We start from the raw sequence: 16,052 nt of genomic DNA, 5'->3' as shown, positions 1-16,052 counted from the left end.
CACAACTGTGGCTAAAGACGAGCAAATGTGGGAGGCAAATTAGTGACCACCGGATTGATTCACACTGGTTAATATGCGTGCTAACTCATATTTTAATTGAAAGCTCATAGACGTCATTTGAGGCTTATTTGATAATTATAAATCATTGAACTACATAAATTTATGTCTCTATTTCGCTGTAAGAAGACTATGATAAATTACCCATTAAAGCGCGCAGCAACGCGCGGATTTACCTTAATTGAAATGGTATGCACCATTGTGGTGTTATCGATTCTTGCAGTTACGGCTGCAAGCGCTTATGTATCCTTCCGCAAAGATGCCAAAATCGCGGCGCTTATGGGAGCAAAAGATGCGTTTGCTACTATCTCTATTCAGGTTTATACCAAAGCGTTATTGCAAGGTGAAACTGAGGTAATTGCCTCACAGCGCGCCAATATCGACTTAGATAACGACGGGACAAACGATATACAAGGCTATTATGGTCTGATCCGAACTGTCGGCTCCGCTAACGAATGGGGCGGATTGGATGAAGGGTTTAACGTAAGGACATGGTATGGTGCATCAAGCCCAACCGAGCCTTACTTCTTAATTGGCTATGGTGATGAGACATTAAGCCAACATAACTTGTGTTACGTTGAAATATACTACCCTAATGACTCATCAGGCGAAATTAACTATAACTTAGTCAGTGAAGATTGCTAAATAGAAAAATAGTTACTCGGAATCCCAACGCCCCATATATGCCGATGAATAGTCCGGCTCATCAATGCCTATAGCCAAAGTCGCACTTGGCTTTAATGGACCAATTTTCGTTTTATAGGGGATAAAGCCCGCCCACACAGGAATATCTAAATCAGCTTGATCGTCATTCACCTCGCCACAACTCACCTTCACTGACGCTTCAGTTAAAGGAATGCTCAATAGCATCGTCGCATCGAGCTCTTTATCGCTACTTAAACGAATATCTTCACATCGTCCAGGCGCAATCTGCTCAATGAAATGATTGAGCAAGCGATCTTTCTCCCCACGATCGACCACCGAGGTAAAACTGCCGAAAACCACCGCTGAGCGATAGTGAGCACTGTGATGAAACGCAGAACGCGCCAGAACCCAACCATCAAACAAAGTGAAGGTTAAACAAGTTTGATGACCTTTAGCGAGATTACGCATTAGGCGACTGTTATTGGCGCCATGGATATAAACTTTGTCTTCAACCCGCCATGCCAACATTGGGATCACCACCGGGCCTGATGCTTCATTTATCGCAATGTGCGCAATCAAAGAGTGATCAATCACTTGGTACAAAATATCGACATTATCTTGTGCTTTATGCGCAGCTTTTTTGACTTTACTACGTGGTGTATTGGATAACATAAACTTCCCTAATAAACATTGCTTTAGAGTCAATATAAACGCAAACTGGCATTGTATAGAGAGCCACTTTAAATCAATCTATAGATCCAGTTTAAGAGAGTCACGATGCCGCATATTGATATTGGAGATCTAAAACTTCCTGCTCAGTACAACACGCTACAGCAAGGGTTGTTTGACGAAATTAGAGCAAAAATTGTTCATGGTTTATGGGCAACAGCAAGTAAACTACCTTCAACACGGAAACTCGCCGACGAGTTGCAGGTAAGCCGTAATACTGTCTCTGCGGTTTACGAGCAATTGGTATTTGAAGGCTATATTGAAAGCCGCAAAGGCAGTGGTTTTTATGTGTCGCTTGAACTACCTGATCACTATCTGCCAGACAATGACTGCAAAACATCAATCGCTGTCAGCCCGATTCAACAAATTAAAAATCACTCTTTTGCTCCGGGTGTACCCGATCTTAGTGAGCTACCGCTTAAGAAATGGCAGCGTTATTTACAGATCCATGCTTCACGCACTGCGATTTTAGGCAGCCACGATGTACAAGGCTGTTATGAGCTGCGCCAAGCCATTAGTGACTATCTATCTGCCAGTCGCTCAGTAATCTGCAATGCTAATCGAATTATTATTACCAGCGGTGCGCAGCAAGCACTTTCTATCAGCATCATGGCAACCATGAATGCCACTGACACTTTGCTGCTAGAGTATCCAGGGTATGTGCAAATGGATAAAGTGGCGAAGCTATTCAATATCGATAAACAACATGTCGATGTTAATCCATTTACTGGTCTGAACATCGAACAATTGTTAGCAAGTAAAGCTAAGGCTCTCTACGTCACCCCGAGTAATCAATACCCTATGGGTACCACGATAAATACCGAGCAGCGGCTTAAGATCATTGAGTGGGCGCAGCGTAATAACAGCTGGATCATCGAAGACGATTATGACAGTGAATTTCAGTTTGCCCATCGTCCATATACCAGCATGCAGGGTTTAGCAGGTCAGCTCAACTTAGACAAGCATGTCATCTATGTTGGCTCACTGAGTAAAGTGATGTTTAACGGCTTACGTCTTGGCTATATGGTGGTGCCTGAACATCTAGTTGCAAGATGTAATGAAATCAAAGATGCGCTCAGTGGTGACTCTCCGGCGCACATGCAATACGCCTTGGCAGACTTTATCGCCGATGGTGAGCTACTGCGCCACATCCGTAAAATGCGCCGTTTGTACAAACAAAAACATCAATTGATGACCCAAGCCATAGAGCAACATTTTGGATCTAATGTAGAGATCATTAGCCAAGCCGGCGGACTTCATATCACTCTACGTTGGCTCGGTGGACTGGATGAGGAAACGCTGCGCATCAAAGCCTTAAAGCACGGCATTACGGTGCGAAGTCTTAGTTACTACGAACCTGATGGCAATAAAGGACGCACATGGCGTGGTATCGTTCTGGGTTATGGCAATACCCCACTTGACTCGATTGATGTCAAAATCGCGCAGCTGGCTGATTGCTTTTTTAGCTAGACAATAGCGAGGATATAAACTCATCCTCGCAACATTACACTCTTTATAATGGAGACTAGAATGCATAACTGAATGCATTCTGATTAATGCCAAGTTAAGCCGTTATTAAAGCACGAACTCGTTCTAGCGTTTTATGGGGATCTTGATAGTCAATCGCCAGCTCAACCACTTGTCCTTCGCGCTCAAAAAACAGTGAAGGGAAACTGTTGCCACCTATCGAGCGAGCGAAGGCTATTTCACGCAGCATTGCTTGGTTAAGACTTTCACTGTGCAGATCTTGGCTAAACTTTTCACAATCGAGTTGAAGCTCTGCTGCCAGCTGTTCTAAAACAGGTGTATCGCTTGGATTTAGAGCACGCAAGTAATACGCTTTTTGAATCGCGTTCACCATCGCACGCTCTGCCCCTTGTTCTCTCGCGGCGAGCACAGCGCGACAAGCAGGATAAGTGGAACGACGCGGCGTGTTCTCTGTCCAAAATTGATGGTTAAACTCGGTGCCAAGATAATCCGATATTCTGTGCCAATAAGAAGCGATCTGACGCTGCATTTCTTCTGGCATTGGCTCATCACTGTCTGGAGCTAACCCGCCAACCAAATAATGAATATCCAAACTAGTGGCAAAATCATGAGCCAGAGCCTGTTCAATTTGCTTCCACGTTGGTTGATAACCCCAACACCATGAGCACATTGGATCATGCACATAATAGAGTTTCGCTTTACTCATCTCACCTTCCTTGCTCTCTCAATTCTTCTGTCTTTGCTATCGACTCTAAACTCTTTGGTCTAGACTCTAAATTCTCAGATCTAAACTCTCGCCTCTCAGCACTCAACTCTCGTCTTACAAACAAAAATGGCAGTTTTGATCATCGAGTCCATGGGTACCATTGCGACTAGCAATATGTTGCTGACCAGCATCTAAACCCATTTGATAACCTTGATCTAGCGTTGCTCTGTTCATCGTCAAGCGCTTCACGGCAAACTCATCTGGCGGCGCAATAACACGAATGGTCGCATCACTTGGCGGATTACGGATAAACTCTAATGATTGATTATAGTTATCCGCTCTGACCAACATTGATTCTGCCACACTTGGGTAACGCGCCAGCAAACGCTTCATTAACCAAGGTGCGCGTGCTGGTCGCATTTGGTAATTCAATGGTTGTGATAGCACCACGGTAATATCGCGTGCTCCACGACGATACGCCTCTTTCACCGGAATGGAATCGGCAACGCCACCATCGGTATAGCAACCACCCGAAAAACACGGTGTTGTACGATACGCGATCGGCAATGCTGTAGTAGCTTCCAAGACATTTTCTAGGTTACATGGTTTAAGTTGAAAATAGTCCGCATTGCCAGTTTCAATGTTAGTCACTGCTGCATACATAGGGATTTGATACAACGCATCTTCGTTGAGTGGAAAGCGCAGATTGGATTCTTCAATTAACCAACGAACATCGACCAAGTCACCACCTCGAGCAAATCGGGTACGGTTGAAAAAGCGTTTGTCAGTCGCCAGCTCAGTAATCACTTGATAGCTACGACGGGGAGCATCAGACAAATAGCCGAGCAGATTAGATGCCCCAGCAGAAACACCAATAACAAAGTTATACGGCTTAAAATTCTGCTCCATAAAAGCATCCAACACACCACTGGCAAAAATGCCACGCATGGCGCCACCTTCGACTACTAAGGCTCTACTTGTCATCACTAACTCTAAATAATCATTACTAAATTGAATGTAAGAAGATTAGCGAAACACGTGCCACAACTCTAATTGCTTAAAGTTATCGGATTAATCAGCAATTTCTATTAACGCGTCATTGCAGCGCTCTGTTAGCCCAGTAATTTGTAAAAGTAAATGGTGCCATCAAGCGTACCATTTGAACTAAGTGCGAACTGAGGGATCTCACCCGCTTGCTGATAACCGATGCTTTGATAAAGTGAAGAAGCGACATCCCCTTTGCGGGTATCGAGCACCAGCAGTGATACACCCTGCTCTTTCGCTGCATGCTCCATCATGCTCATTAATTGCTTACTGATCCCTTTACCGCGTTGCTGAGTTTTCACCATCAACTTTTCAACTTCACCACGGTGTTGTCCATTTGCCTTTGAACACAAACTTAATTGTACCGCTCCCACCACATGCTGTTGTTCGATGGCAACGTAAAGTCTTCGCTCACCTTCTCTTAAATCCGCTTCAACACTTAACCAATAGTCATCAACTTCAGCACTGTCAATCGGCAAAACAAATCCAATCGAAGCACCATCTTCAACGCTATCAATTAGCAGTTCACGCAAATCAATCTCATAACCAGCAATGCTTGATATTTCCTTATATTCCACGTTCTACTCCTTAAATAGTGGTTAATTTCCACCAGCAATATCAATAAACGATCCGGTGACAAACGAGGCTTCATCACTGAGTAGCCACGCTATCGCACTAGCGACTTCTTCGACTTTTCCTCCCCGTTGTAACGGTATCTTACTTGCTAAACGGTCAACTCTATTCGGCTCCCCACCATAAGCATGCATCTCCGTATAAATGCAGCCCGGTCGAACGCCATTGACCCGAATATTACGTGGTGCTAATTCCAGTGAAAGCCCTTTGGTTATTGAATCCATCGCACCTTTGGATGCGGCATAGTCGATATATTCAAACGGCGCACCAGTTCTCGATGCCGCCGAAGAAACATTGACGATGGAACCGTCGCTTGGGAGCTGTTTTATGAACTCTTTACTACAAAGAAAACAACTCATTACGTTGGTATCTAGAATAGTGCGAAAACGCTCTGAACTGATGTTTTCCAGGGTGGATTGTAAGGAGAGAATACCGGCATTATTAACCAAGTGAGTGACGCGACCATATCGACTGGTCACTGCTTTGAACATCGCTTTCACTTGCTTTTCATCTGCGACATCCGCTTGAAATGCAAAAGCTTCACCACCGTGCTGTTTTATTGCCGTGACCACGCTTTCTGAGGACTCAACATCATTAATGTAATTCACACATACCCAATAGCCTTGACTCGCCAGTAGTTTGCACGTTGCTGCACCAATTCCTCGACCACCACCAGTGACAATCACTACTTTTGCCATCCCGTCTCCTAACCATTTGGCTTCCTTACAACTCTCGAACTAGTGTTCAACATCAATGGTTAAGTTTCAACCAATTGGATACCTTCTTTTACAATTACTTGTTTTATATTGATAAGCTTCTCAAATACAAAAAAGCCCGCACAAGGCGGGCTCAAGACTGGTTCTGTCGAACTTAGCAGATTTGACCTGCGGTAATCGCAATATCTTGTTTGTTATCGATAGTTGCCTGAGCAACCAAACGTAAACCTTCAACAATCACATCCAAAGACATGGTTGCTTGGTTACCGGTGGTATCTTGCTCTGGTAGCAGTGGGATATGCACAAAACCATGAGCGATATTCTTACCACTTAAGTAATGCTGTACGCCATAGAATAAGTGGTTACACACAAAGGTACCCGCCGTGTTCGATACTTGGCATGGAATGCCGTTTTCTTGTAACGTGCGAGTAATTGCTTTGATTGGCAACGTCGTGAAGTAAGCATCAGGACCGTCAACGACTACTGGCTCATCAACAGGCTGATTGCCACCATTGTCAGGAATGCGGAAATCATCCACGTTAATCGCGACACGTTCAGGCGTAATACCAGCACGACCTGCCGCTTGACCAACCGTGATAACAAAATCTGGTTGATGTTGTTCAATTGCTGCGATAACCGTATCTACCGACTCATAACGAGTGACTGGCACTTCACATACGACAATCTCACCACCATCAAGCTTTGCTTGAGCCAGTTTATTCACCGCTTCTAGCGCAGGGTTAATTGACGCGCCACCAAATGGTTCAAAACCAGTAATTAGTACTTTTTTCATCATTATTCTCAAAACGCAAAGCTATACATAAGGAAGATATTAAACGTTAGGATCGCCAAACCTGGGATCACCTGCATCATAATAACGTGGTGCTTATTCTTAAGCTCTAACAGCGCCGCCGGCACAACGTTAAAGTTAGCCGCCATTGGCGTCATCAGTGTACCGCAGTAGCCAGACAACATACCCAGCACACCAATAATTGCCGCGTTACCGCTATGGTCTAGGATAAGTAGTGGAATACCGATACCGGTGGTGATAACAGCAAACGCCGCGAACGCGTTACCCATAACGATAGTAAATAGCGTCATGCCAACACAGTAAGCAATCACTTTTACCAGCAGCATATTTTCTGGGATCATTAGCTTCACAATTGAAGCTACGGTATCGCCCACTCCCGCTTGGTTAAACAAATAACCCAATGCGGCAAGGAATTGGGACAGAATCGCAGCCCAACCTATCGAGTCAATCAAACGACGACCTTCATTAAGACTGTGCATTGGCTGACTCTTAGTGATCACCAAAGCTACGATAATCGCCGCAATAGAGCTAATGCCTAGACCAACCAGTGCACCTAGAGAAGTTAGCTGGCTGATCAATACCGTACCAGCAGGAACGACAATCGCTGGAATAAATAGCTTATTCTTTAGAACGGAAGCACTTTGCTTACGCTCTTGATCATTGGTTGTGCCGTAGTTGCCTGTGCCCATAAAGCCACCAGCCGCTAAAGCCGTCAGCGCTAAAACCATCACGCCGGTTACCCAGTGATGGATCATCGCACCAAAAATAAAGGTAATGCCATAGATTAGCCAAAATAGACCACTACCAATACGTTTAGGGTTCTGTTTATCTAGGAAACTTTGCAGTGAAAAAGCCAGTAGCAGTAAGCCGGTAGCTTGGTATACATATTCAAGCATGGATTATTGCTCCTGTTGCGACGCGTTGGTCGTTACTGTAGTTGTCGCTTTATTTAAACGCGCACTGATGTACTTAGTGTAAATCCCGAAGACCACAAACGATGCGATCGCCGTTGGTAGCGCCCAAAGTGCCATTGTTTCCAATTTCACATCAAGTTGGTTATCGCCCATTACGCCTTTAATCAGTAGTAGACCACCAGTACCAATGAACAGCAATTGGCTAAAGAAGTTACCAAAGTTCTCACTTGCCGCAGACAACGCGCGAATCGTTTGACGTTTCTCATCAGCGAGATTTGGTGATGCTTTCTCAGCTGCCGCTTCTGACATAGGAGCAATCAGCGGACGAATCATAGACGGGTGACCACCGATGTTTAATCCCATACCATTGGTGATCTTACGCAGCAGTAAGTAAGTCATTAAAATCTTACCCACTGAGGCTTTTTTCATTGAACCAATCAGATCTTCTGCACGTTGACGCAAACCGTAACGCTCAAGAATACCAATCATTGGCAGTACTAAAATAAACAGCGACATGTAACGGTTCTGGGTAAAAGATTGACCAAGAGCAGATAGAATATCCATCACCGCAATGTCTGCCACCAAACCAGTAGCAACACCAGCAATTAAAATTACCAATAGAGTATTTTGCTTTAGAGCCAACCCTACAGTGATTATCACAATGCCAATTAATGGCCATAAATCGATCATAGGTTTTCCCTAAACTTCCCGTAATTATTATTTTCAATCAATACGTTAGAAATTCGTATTGATGCCTCGAGTATAAGGAACAAAAAACACGTGCTTCAATCGGGATTTTTTGTGATATCCAGCAGGTTATTTTGTCGAAATACACCATGAGATCGGATCTGTTTCACACAAAACGCTGGTATAGCAAACGTTTTTCTACGCGTATTAGCACGATAAAACCCTTACTCACGTTAAAAGAGCTGTGCTAAAGTGCGCGCCTGCTCAATAATGCCCTAACGCTGCACATTAAAAGGTAAACTCATTATGTCATTTTCATCTCTTTCACTTGATGCTGAAATCATCTCCGCACTACCAAATGACATAAAGTCGCCAACTGAGATTCAAACACGAACCATCCCTGAACTGATTGCAGGCAAAGATCTACTTGCTCTTGCCAACACTGGCAGTGGTAAAACTCTCGCGTATGCTTTACCGCTTATTCAGCAATTAATTAAGACGAAAAATGACAGTCTATCTTTAGTGCTTGTACCAACTCGCGAACTTGCAACTCAAGTCGGTAGTGCGATTGATACTGTTGCTAGCAAACTCAACCTTCACACTGTTTGCCTAACAGGTGGGAGCGATAAAGAAGCTCAAAAACAGGCGCTAGCAAATAACCCACACATTATCGTCGCCACAACCGGACGAATGCTCGACCTTTTGGCAGACAATGCACTTGATGCCAAACGTATTACCACCTTGATCTTGGATGAAGCTGACCGCCTACTTGATATGGGCTTTTGGCATGATGTGCAAAGTATCGCTGAGCAAATTTCTGCCAAGCGTCAAACCGCGATGTTTTCTGCAACCTTCTCAGCAGAGCTAAAACAAAAAGCCGCATTACTAATGCATAAGCCAAGCGAAATTTCTGCGCACCCAGAAAACAGCACCAACCAAGACATCGAAGAAACGCTCTATTTGGTCAACAAAGGCAGCAAGACCAAAGCACTGATCCACCTACTTGCACAAAACCCGTGGCAGCAAGTTTTGGTTTTCATTGGCGCCAAAGAGAATGCTGATAGCCTCAGCAAAAAGTTAACCAAAGCAGGCATTCAAACTACGTGCTTACATGGCAACAAAACGCAGCAAGAGCGTGAAGATGCTTTGGCGGAGTTCAAATCTGGCAAAGCACGCGTACTGATCGCCACCGATTTATTGGCGCGTGGTATTCATATTGATGATTTACCAGCGGTCATTAACTTTGAGCTACCAAGTTATGCCGAAGTCTATGTTCACCGTGTCGGTCGTACTGCTCGTGCCGGTAAACAAGGTGTGGCAATTTCTTTAGTGTGTCACGGTGAAACCGCGGCGCTCAATGCGATCAGAGAGTTAACCCAGCGCGCTTTGCCACTGGTGGAGATGGCAGAATTTCCGGTGACCGATAAACCGTCAAGTGGCGAAAGCAAACGCGCACCTCGCGATAAAAAAGCTAACCGTCGCACCAATAATAAAAAGAGTATTAAGCAGTTTCAGGCAAAGAAACCAAGAAAAGCATAAATGCATTAAACGCAAGCCCATATAAGTATCTTGCTTACATGGGCTTGTTTCTTAACTCGCTTTAACCTCGAAAAAGTGACAGACAACCATTCACAATCAGCTCTCCACCCTCGTTGATTTCTGATTTCGAATCAAACGAGCAATGGTAAACAAATTGACCGATATCGCACTTAATTCCAGTAAAGTGCCGCCTATCGAACCCAACAGAATATTGTTGACTAGCCAGCAACCAGCACCTGCCAAAAACGCTAAGCGCATCTTGATGCCGTGCAGCATAAACACCGCATAAGAACCAATCGCTGTGCCGAATATTGGCCATAAGTCTTGCAGAGAATCAGCCACAACCAGACCAAATGCAGTACTGGCAAAAATGAATGATATTGCCGCTCGTTTGGGTGATAAATAATGTGGAACAAAGTAAACCGCCGTGGCGGTTCTAAAGGCAGAAAGAAGTGAGCTAAGTGCTGAAACCAACGACCCCATCAACAAGTAATGAATCAGATGGTTTAGGTTTAAGGTGAGCATAACGATCTTCAAGCGACGATCGTCTTTTTGGTAAAAAGTGGATAGCCCCAAAGCAAAGCTGATCAAGCCAAATAATTGGGCTATTGAAATCGCCTCAGAGAACATATCCACTCAAAAATTCTTAACTACTGTGATTCGACTAACGAGATAACCAGCCGCCATCAACAGCGATAGTATAACCATTGATATAATCAGCAGCGTTAGATGCTAGGAATACACAAGGTCCCGCCAAATCAGAAGGCTCACCCCAACGACCTGCCGGAATGCGATCAAGAATTTCTTTGTTACGCGTTTCATCAGCGCGCAGTGCAGCGGTGTTATTGGTTGCCATATAACCCGGCGCAATCGCGTTAACATTGATGTTATGTTTTGCCCATTCATTCGCCATTAGACGAGTGACACCCATTACGCCGCTCTTCGATGTTGTGTATGAAGGAACGCGAATACCACCTTGGAAAGACAACATTGACGCGATATTAATGATCTTACCGCCTTGCCCCTGAGCAATAAACTGTTTCGCGACCGCTTGAGATAGGAAGAATACCGATTTCACGTTAATGTTCATTACGTCATCCCAGTCTTGCTCAGAGAAATCTATCGCGTCATTGCGGCGAATGATGCCCGCGTTGTTCACCAGAATATCGATACGACCCAACTCAGTTACTGCGCGATCAACAATTGCAGGAATATCATCTAGCTTCATCAAGTTAGCGCGCACATCAATAAACTTGCGCCCTGTTTGCTCGACCAAAGCAATCGTTTCTGTCGGCTCAACAATATTTACACCAACAATATCACAACCAGCGTTAGCCAAGCCTAGCGCCATACCTTGACCTAACCCAGTATCACAACCCGTTACGATAGCCACTTTACCTTGAAGATTGAACGAATTAAGAATCATCTCTATTCCTTAAAAACTGCATCAAATGCTGAAAAACGTTCAGCACACATTTCACTCTATTCCAGCAAAATATCAACAAGATGAAATGGCGTATAGTTATTTTTAAAACGACGTTTCAAAAATAACTATACGCTTCACAAAACAACCAAAAAAAATCAAACCGACGTTTCAATATTCTTAATGTCACTATGTAAATCGCTAGCCGACTCATGTACGAAATGTATAATGAAGCCCATTCAACATGTCCCAACATGCACAAGGTAAATCAATGGAAAAGGCAACGCAGCCGGAAGCCGTGTCGTCGGTACTGAAGGTATTTAGCATTCTTCAAGCTCTTGGCGAGCAAAAAGACATCGGGGTATCGGAGCTTTCTCAACGCTTAATGATGTCTAAAGCAACCACATACCGCTTTCTGCAAACAATGAAAATGCTCGGCTATGTGGCTCAAGAAGGTGAAGCGGACAAATATAGCCTGACACTGAAATTGTTCGAGCTTGGTGCGAAATCACTGGAATACGTTGATCTCATTGCTATTGCCGATAAACAGATGCGTATTATCGCTGAGCAAACCAATGAAGCACTTCACCTTGGTGCGTTGGATGAAGACGGTATTATCTATATCCATAAGATCGATTCCGGTTATAACCTCAGCATGCAATCTCGTATTGGACGTCGTAATCCGCTCTATAGTACCGCTATTGGTAAAGTCCTACTGGCAGAGCGCGAAGTCGAGTTTGTACAGCAAACACTGGCAGACGTCACTTTTGTTAAACACACCGATAAAACACTCGAGAATGTAGAGCAATTGCTTGAAGAGCTTAATCTGGTAAAACAGCAAGGATACGGGCAGGACAATGAAGAACAAGAGCCGGGCTTACGCTGCATTGCAGCCCCTGTTTATGACCGCTTTGGACAGGTGATCGCTGGTCTCTCGATCTCTTTTCCAACCATTCGCTTTGATGAAGCACGCCTCAGCTATTACGTAGAATTGTTGCAAACCGCCGCATCTCGCACCTCTGAACAACTCGGCTACCAAATCACAGCCAAATAGAGTGGCGGGTAAAGTTAGCAACTAGGTATCCAGACATATAAATAACCTAGTTGCTTTTAATGCCATCTTGCCTTGAATTAGAAAAAGTGAAATAGCTTAGAGCTGTAGCTTGTTACACCCTTACGCAATAAGTTGTTTTTCGGGCGTTCTGCTCGCCCAGTCAATCGCTCCTGCCATTTTTTAACCCTTGATTGTGATGCTAACTTTCTCGACAGAGGCGACTGTTGCTGGGTGTAGTCATGCTGAAAAATAACACTCACTTCTTGCGTTTCTTGAATGCCAACCACCAACATATTGGGTCCATTTAAAGAGAACATAAAACTCTCCTTTTCAATTTCCAAAGGCTGCTCCTCCGTTTCCCACAAGCCAACCCTATCACCACAGTACAAGGCAATATTTAATCCTCTTAAAGACCAAAAACTACTCGCAGGTCCGCTGTAGTTATCGGTCAAGCGTATATCATCAGCAAACAAGCCTTGCGTCGGACGTCCTTTTTCTAGTGCCCCATTGGAGATAAAGTAGCTGAGGTTGGTTTTGAATGCGCGTTTAAACTGCCCGAGATATTCGTTGGGTAAATTGGCGCCACACACATCAAGAGTGGCTATTAAAGGGGCGGTAGCAGATAAACGATAACACGCACTGCGCCCAAATAGAGGGAAGCCTTGTGAGGTAAAAAAGTAGCGATACTTGTCGCTAAAATCTTTCAGACCCTGGCGAATAAAATCGGGGTCAAACGCTGGGTCAATTTGATCTAACCAATAAAGCGAGTAGTGAAATCCCCAGGCATTATAGTAATCGTAGTTCCCCTTTGCCCCATCTCTAAACCAACCATCACCAACCAGAAACTCTTTCACGCGCGCATAGCGGGAGTGCTCTATATGGTCCTCGCCAGTTAAATCTTTTAGTACCAGTTGAACGGCTAAGGGAAAAAGATGCCAATTGTTATCGACAGTTTCAACATGATTAACTTGAGTAAACCAAGCAACAATCTGCTGCTTTTGCTTCAAAGACAGTATTTGCCATACCTGTTCTTTGCTTAGCCAGAGTGCCAATGCCAAATCTGCGCTTTCACATATCCGTTGGTCATAGTCTTCAATGTCGCCCCAGTAACCCTGGTGATTAGGATCCGTTCCTGCAAGAAACGCTTGTTTGATCCAATCGGCAACATCGAGTCGCTCATATTCCAATGAATAAAGTCCAGATCCGGTCGCTTGATTGGCATGCAACCATGCTGCCAGTGTCGGGAGCACTCGGCTACACCCTTCCATTGCATCAAGCCTTGCGGTTTGTTGGCTCGATACTCCAGGGTAGTAAGCATGGCTATAATCCCATACAGCATAGTGATTAAAGGCTTCTGCAACATAAGAAACGAGTGCCTCACATTGCGACTTGAGATCTGCTTTGTCTTGGAAAATAGCTCTTATCTGCTCATCTCGCTTTACAAAGTCACTTCGTTGCATTTTTCGACGAATCAGGTTTTGCTTAAATAGCGCTAAGTACGCCTTCAAATCAGGATGCTCACACGGGATATGAGGGCGCTCTGATGCTTGAATGAACTTTGTCATTTCGTCTCCTCGAGACTACGCGTTTAGGTCGTGCGTTCAGATCATGCTTACAAACCACGTGTTCAGATAAAAACGCACTGAATAAAAACACAAAGACCAATCAAACTGATTGGTCTTTTATATACAAATTACAGCAACTGATTAGTTAAGAAGTTCACGAACGAAATCCGAAATTTCATCGACTTGGCTGTTTTCAAACAGACATTTTTGGAAACGCTCACCGAGGCACGCTACACGTACGAGCTCAGCATCCATCGCTTTTAAACCTTCAAGATAATCTTTAGCAACAGCTCGCTTAACATCATTCAAAATAGCCGCGTTTTGCTGTTGCGGTAGCGCGCGCTCAACAGGGTAGCCTTGACCACGCTCACAACCAGACATCATCACTTTTTCAAAAATGCCACGCACATTTAGCTCAGCCGCCCAACCAAAGTTTTTCGCAAAAGCTAATGACAACGCGTTGCCGTTGTTAATCTGAGTAAACAAAAACGCATCAGAAGGCTCAAGAGCATAACCACATACAACGTTTGCATGTGCGTTACTGGCCATCAACGCGCCTTGACCGGTACCACAACCTGTAAAGACAAAATCAACCGCTTTAGCCGCTAAAAGAATCGAAGCTTGAATACCTAAATGAATGTAAGTGAGATGATGATCGTCTGCATCACACATACCCACGTTAAATACTTCGTCGCCACTTTGTGCCGCTACATATTGAAGCTCTTTTAAGATAATTTCGTTTTTAGCCGCTTGGCTATTTTCCATCGTCAATGCAATTTTCATTTTAGTTCTCGAATAATTAGTTTAATGATACTGAGCCGTTTAATATTTATTTAAGCCTTTCAAAAGCGGTATCAATTGACCATCTGCGTATTAGGTGAAACCATCACGAACCAATTTGTATGTCGTTCGTGTTTATCGTTATGTTATTCTGTGAGTTCTAACATCGCGGTTGCGGCAAGCAAAAACGCACCCGCGCCGTAATCGATATTATGGTCATACTTAACATCACGAGGATTAAATGCAGGCAGTTGAACCCAGCCAATCATGCCATTGTCGTGAATACATCCTTCAAGTGCTGCCCACGCTTTTTTGACTACCGGTAGATAAATCTCACGGTCTAGGTGACCTTGTTCAATACCCCATGCAAGACCGTAGCAAAATAGTGAAGTAGCACTACTTTCCGGAGCAGGGAAACTTTGCGGGTCAAGCAAACTGGTACGCCAAAACCCATCCGCTTGCTGATACTTAATCACTTCAGCAGCCAGTGCAGTGTACATTTCAATGTAACGCGAGCGTGTCGGGTAATCGGCTGGCATATGAGCCAGAATGCGGGGTACCGCTGCCAGCACCCAACCAATACCCCGACTCCAGAAGACTTTTTCTCCATTCGCTTCACGTAATTCAGTGCCTTGTGCATTGGGAATATAGCGTTTGTCGCGGTAATACAGATTAGTTTCATCATCAAATAGATTATCAACTGCATCCCACCATGCTTTGTCCATATAGTTGAGGTATTTGTCATCACCTGTGGCAACTGTTAGTCCGGCAAAAACGGGCGGGGCCATAAACAGAGAGTCGCACCACCACCAATCTTCACGTCCCGGCTTTGGCTCATTGACCATAATGTCCAGTGCTTTAGTCGCATATTCAACGGTCTCTGGCATGTCAAATAACGGGTAAAGAGGTAAATACGCTTGCATGCATACATGATCATCAGCGAAACGCGGTAGAGGTCCTGGACGAAACCCCGTGTTCAAGGTGAAGTCTAACAACCCTTCAAGATATTCATCATCTTGAGTTATTTGCCATGCCTGCGCAACAGATGCCCAAAATACACCTCGTTCCCAGTCAGTCGCTTTTAAAAAACGTTTTTTGCCTGTACTGCGAGTAACAAAGCGCGTGCGATGATCTCGCTGCCAACGATATACGCCCTTCATTTGCTCTAGAATTTGAACATTATTCATATTGAACCTTATTCAATCTAATCACATAAAGATAATTAGATATTAAAATAATTATGCAAAAATAGATTTTCAGA

17 protein-coding genes are annotated in these 16,052 nt (G+C 44.2%); 4 read left to right on the top strand and 13 right to left on the bottom strand.

Annotation, left to right across the window (positions count from 1 at the left end):
- The first annotated feature begins 189 nt into the window (after positions 1–189).
- Positions 190–702, top strand: a complete 513-nt coding sequence (locus DPF93_RS07620) for a type II secretion system protein (RefSeq protein ID WP_164675336.1) — start codon at positions 190–192, stop codon at positions 700–702.
- A 12-nt stretch (positions 703–714) separates the two neighbouring features.
- On the opposite strand, the gene DPF93_RS07615 is transcribed toward DPF93_RS07620, so the two are convergent.
- On the bottom strand, positions 715–1,374 hold the full coding sequence (locus DPF93_RS07615) for a pyridoxamine 5'-phosphate oxidase family protein (protein WP_114765610.1): 660 nt from the start codon (positions 1,372–1,374) through the stop codon (positions 715–717).
- Between the two features lie 105 nt (positions 1,375–1,479).
- Here DPF93_RS07615 and pdxR point away from each other — a divergent pair, with 105 nt between their 5' ends.
- Entirely contained in the window at positions 1,480–2,901 is a 1,422-nt protein-coding gene (pdxR, locus tag DPF93_RS07610) for a MocR-like pyridoxine biosynthesis transcription factor PdxR (protein ID WP_114765609.1), read from the top strand.
- A 94-nt stretch (positions 2,902–2,995) separates the two neighbouring features.
- Here pdxR and DPF93_RS07605 read toward each other — a convergent pair whose 3' ends face one another.
- From DPF93_RS07605 to DPF93_RS07575, 7 genes are all read right to left on the bottom strand, one after another.
- The gene (locus DPF93_RS07605; RefSeq protein ID WP_114765608.1) at positions 2,996–3,625 is read right to left on the bottom strand and encodes a DsbA family protein; all 630 of its coding nucleotides are present in this window, start codon (positions 3,623–3,625) and stop codon (positions 2,996–2,998) included.
- A 114-nt stretch (positions 3,626–3,739) separates the two neighbouring features.
- Positions 3,740–4,609, bottom strand: a complete 870-nt coding sequence (locus DPF93_RS07600) for a patatin-like phospholipase family protein (RefSeq protein WP_114765607.1) — start codon at positions 4,607–4,609, stop codon at positions 3,740–3,742.
- Positions 4,610–4,737: 128 nt separating this feature from the next.
- Positions 4,738–5,247, bottom strand: coding sequence for a GNAT family N-acetyltransferase (locus DPF93_RS07595; protein ID WP_114765606.1), 510 nt, complete (start codon positions 5,245–5,247; stop codon positions 4,738–4,740).
- Between the two features lie 21 nt (positions 5,248–5,268).
- A complete protein-coding gene (locus DPF93_RS07590) occupies positions 5,269–6,000 on the bottom strand; it encodes an SDR family oxidoreductase (protein WP_114765605.1) in 732 nt (243 codons plus the stop codon).
- A gap of 172 nt (positions 6,001–6,172) precedes the next feature.
- The gene (gene pcp / locus DPF93_RS07585) at positions 6,173–6,811 is read right to left on the bottom strand and encodes a pyroglutamyl-peptidase I (protein ID WP_114765604.1); all 639 of its coding nucleotides are present in this window, start codon (positions 6,809–6,811) and stop codon (positions 6,173–6,175) included.
- A gap of 8 nt (positions 6,812–6,819) precedes the next feature.
- Positions 6,820–7,725: a DUF979 domain-containing protein gene (locus tag DPF93_RS07580; RefSeq protein WP_114765603.1), complete on the bottom strand. Its 906-nt coding sequence runs from the start codon at positions 7,723–7,725 to the stop codon at positions 6,820–6,822.
- A 3-nt stretch (positions 7,726–7,728) separates the two neighbouring features.
- Positions 7,729–8,433 (bottom strand): DUF969 domain-containing protein, encoded by a 705-nt coding sequence (locus tag DPF93_RS07575; protein ID WP_114765602.1) that lies wholly within the window; start codon positions 8,431–8,433, stop codon positions 7,729–7,731.
- A 303-nt stretch (positions 8,434–8,736) separates the two neighbouring features.
- Between DPF93_RS07575 and DPF93_RS07570 the strand changes: the two genes are divergently transcribed.
- Positions 8,737–9,969: a DEAD/DEAH box helicase gene (locus DPF93_RS07570; RefSeq protein WP_114765601.1), complete on the top strand. Its 1,233-nt coding sequence runs from the start codon at positions 8,737–8,739 to the stop codon at positions 9,967–9,969.
- Between the two features lie 96 nt (positions 9,970–10,065).
- Here the strand turns inward: DPF93_RS07570 and DPF93_RS07565 are convergent, their stop codons facing one another.
- Both DPF93_RS07565 and kduD read right to left on the bottom strand, forming a co-directional pair.
- The gene (locus DPF93_RS07565; protein ID WP_114765600.1) at positions 10,066–10,599 is read right to left on the bottom strand and encodes a YgjV family protein; all 534 of its coding nucleotides are present in this window, start codon (positions 10,597–10,599) and stop codon (positions 10,066–10,068) included.
- 34 nt (positions 10,600–10,633) lie between these two features.
- On the bottom strand, positions 10,634–11,395 hold the full coding sequence (gene kduD / locus DPF93_RS07560) for a 2-dehydro-3-deoxy-D-gluconate 5-dehydrogenase KduD (protein ID WP_114765599.1): 762 nt from the start codon (positions 11,393–11,395) through the stop codon (positions 10,634–10,636).
- Between the two features lie 268 nt (positions 11,396–11,663).
- Between kduD and kdgR the strand changes: the two genes are divergently transcribed.
- Positions 11,664–12,446 carry a DNA-binding transcriptional regulator KdgR gene (gene kdgR, locus DPF93_RS07555; RefSeq protein WP_114765598.1) on the top strand — a complete coding sequence of 261 codons (783 nt, stop codon included), beginning with the start codon at positions 11,664–11,666 and terminating at the stop codon, positions 12,444–12,446.
- 77 nt (positions 12,447–12,523) lie between these two features.
- On the opposite strand, the gene DPF93_RS07550 is transcribed toward kdgR, so the two are convergent.
- From DPF93_RS07550 to DPF93_RS07540, 3 genes are all read right to left on the bottom strand, one after another.
- On the bottom strand, positions 12,524–14,011 hold the full coding sequence (locus DPF93_RS07550; protein WP_114765597.1) for a DUF2264 domain-containing protein: 1,488 nt from the start codon (positions 14,009–14,011) through the stop codon (positions 12,524–12,526).
- Positions 14,012–14,152: 141 nt separating this feature from the next.
- Positions 14,153–14,794, bottom strand: a complete 642-nt coding sequence (locus DPF93_RS07545) for an RpiB/LacA/LacB family sugar-phosphate isomerase (RefSeq protein ID WP_114765596.1) — start codon at positions 14,792–14,794, stop codon at positions 14,153–14,155.
- A gap of 143 nt (positions 14,795–14,937) precedes the next feature.
- Positions 14,938–15,978 carry a glycoside hydrolase family 88/105 protein gene (locus DPF93_RS07540; RefSeq protein ID WP_114765595.1) on the bottom strand — a complete coding sequence of 347 codons (1,041 nt, stop codon included), beginning with the start codon at positions 15,976–15,978 and terminating at the stop codon, positions 14,938–14,940.
- Between the last annotated feature and the right edge of the window lie 74 nt (positions 15,979–16,052).

The sequence above is a fragment of the Vibrio rhodolitus genome (genome assembly GCF_003350325.1).
GTDB lineage: Bacteria > Pseudomonadota > Gammaproteobacteria > Enterobacterales > Vibrionaceae > Vibrio > Vibrio rhodolitus.
The sequence above is the reverse complement of the archived record's forward strand: the minus strand, read 5'-3'. Positions and strand labels throughout refer to the sequence as shown.

What these genes read in the sequence shown, in the direction of transcription:
- DPF93_RS07620 (WP_164675336.1), top strand. Translation starts at nt 190, where the DNA reads ATGATAAATTACCCATTAAAGCGCGCAGCAACGCGCGGATTTACCTTA.
- DPF93_RS07615 (WP_114765610.1), bottom strand. Translation starts at nt 1,374, where the DNA reads ATGTTATCCAATACACCACGTAGTAAAGTCAAAAAAGCTGCGCATAAA.
- pdxR (WP_114765609.1), top strand. Translation starts at nt 1,480, where the DNA reads ATGCCGCATATTGATATTGGAGATCTAAAACTTCCTGCTCAGTACAAC.
- DPF93_RS07605 (WP_114765608.1), bottom strand. Translation starts at nt 3,625, where the DNA reads ATGAGTAAAGCGAAACTCTATTATGTGCATGATCCAATGTGCTCATGG.
- DPF93_RS07600 (WP_114765607.1), bottom strand. Translation starts at nt 4,609, where the DNA reads ATGACAAGTAGAGCCTTAGTAGTCGAAGGTGGCGCCATGCGTGGCATT.
- DPF93_RS07590 (WP_114765605.1), bottom strand. Translation starts at nt 6,000, where the DNA reads ATGGCAAAAGTAGTGATTGTCACTGGTGGTGGTCGAGGAATTGGTGCA.
- pcp (WP_114765604.1), bottom strand. Translation starts at nt 6,811, where the DNA reads ATGAAAAAAGTACTAATTACTGGTTTTGAACCATTTGGTGGCGCGTCA.
- DPF93_RS07580 (WP_114765603.1), bottom strand. Translation starts at nt 7,725, where the DNA reads ATGCTTGAATATGTATACCAAGCTACCGGCTTACTGCTACTGGCTTTT.
- DPF93_RS07575 (WP_114765602.1), bottom strand. Translation starts at nt 8,433, where the DNA reads ATGATCGATTTATGGCCATTAATTGGCATTGTGATAATCACTGTAGGG.
- DPF93_RS07570 (WP_114765601.1), top strand. Translation starts at nt 8,737, where the DNA reads ATGTCATTTTCATCTCTTTCACTTGATGCTGAAATCATCTCCGCACTA.
- DPF93_RS07565 (WP_114765600.1), bottom strand. Translation starts at nt 10,599, where the DNA reads ATGTTCTCTGAGGCGATTTCAATAGCCCAATTATTTGGCTTGATCAGC.
- kduD (WP_114765599.1), bottom strand. Translation starts at nt 11,395, where the DNA reads ATGATTCTTAATTCGTTCAATCTTCAAGGTAAAGTGGCTATCGTAACG.
- kdgR (WP_114765598.1), top strand. Translation starts at nt 11,664, where the DNA reads ATGGAAAAGGCAACGCAGCCGGAAGCCGTGTCGTCGGTACTGAAGGTA.
- DPF93_RS07550 (WP_114765597.1), bottom strand. Translation starts at nt 14,011, where the DNA reads ATGACAAAGTTCATTCAAGCATCAGAGCGCCCTCATATCCCGTGTGAG.
- DPF93_RS07545 (WP_114765596.1), bottom strand. Translation starts at nt 14,794, where the DNA reads ATGAAAATTGCATTGACGATGGAAAATAGCCAAGCGGCTAAAAACGAA.
- DPF93_RS07540 (WP_114765595.1), bottom strand. Translation starts at nt 15,978, where the DNA reads ATGAATAATGTTCAAATTCTAGAGCAAATGAAGGGCGTATATCGTTGG.